General features: G+C 63.8%; 1 protein-coding gene and 1 pseudogene. One reads left to right on the forward strand and one right to left on the reverse strand.

Annotated elements, in window-relative coordinates; genetic code table 11:
• Positions 1 to 390: 390 nt before the first annotated feature.
• Positions 391 to 519, reverse strand: coding sequence for a hypothetical protein (locus AC0L30_RS43000; RefSeq protein WP_473309040.1), 129 nt, complete (start codon positions 517 to 519; stop codon positions 391 to 393).
• A 258-nt stretch (positions 520 to 777) separates the two neighbouring features.
• On the opposite strand from AC0L30_RS43000, the pseudogene AC0L30_RS43005 reads away from it, so the two are divergent.
• Positions 778 to 930: pseudogene (locus AC0L30_RS43005) on the forward strand (DUF736 domain-containing protein); the annotation flags it as partial.
• Positions 931 to 997 lie beyond the last annotated feature (67 nt).

The following is a 997-nucleotide window of genomic DNA, read 5'->3' on the forward strand; positions in this document are numbered from 1 at the left end:
CGGCTGGGCGTGAGCCTGCGGGATCTGTTGCCGGAGGAGGAGACTCTTGCCTCTCCCAGCACCGTGTCCGCGGAAGCGGGGCCCCCCCCCCCCCCCCCCCCCCCGGCCCTTTTTAAAATTTCGGCCCCGCGCCGCCCCGGCGCGCGCTCGCTTCTTTTTGCGCACAGCGGCTATCGAAGCATGGAAGGGCCGTCACGAGCCAGACTTCGATCACTCTGATCCACGCCGTCAGCGGCAGCCGAAGGTCACTGCTCTGTCGTGCTCGCCAGTCAGCAGCAGGTGATAAGGCCGGCAGCTTTGATCGGTGTTGACCGGAGTATCGAGGTCGCTGCCTGACGGATCATTCCAAGCACACCTTCGCCCCCGTACGCGGGAGTGCGATCAGGATCGCTAGCGTTTGCCGGAACGCGCCGTTTTTGCCGTTGATGCGCTGGTGTCAGCAGGTGCCCGATTGATCCGGCTGTGTCCTTGTGCTGCGTCGATGTCGGCCGCCATGGTGGTCTCCGTCAGTTCATTCATGGCGCGTCCAACGCAACCTCGAATGGGCTGATCAGGCCCGAGGGCCGGCAAGAGCCTCGATCGCCTTCCCGCAATGGCTGCGCCTGCTTTTTTCCCCTGCCGCGAAGTGGCGGCATTCCTCGCGGAAGACAAAAAAGCAGGCTATCGCCGTCCTCCGCTTCGCTGCGGGCCTGAAGGCTGCGGGCCGATCGCTCCCCGGGCCAAGGATCGCCATCGAGGCTGCGATGGGCGCGGCCCGAGCAACAAACGGAGACCACAATGGCTACCATCGGCACCTTCACCGCTTCGGACAATGGCTACATCGGTTCGATCAAGACGCTGACCCTGAACGTCAAGGCAAAGTTCGCGGCATCCGAGAAGGACAACGACAAGGCGCCCGACTACCGCATCTTCGCCGGTACGACCGATTATGCGTAGCGCGGGATTATGCGGAGTCGTTGGCTGGTAGCCGCGGTTTTCCCGGGCTTTTGTGGTTGCG

It is taken from the genome of Bradyrhizobium sp. MI1.11, assembly GCF_055811255.1.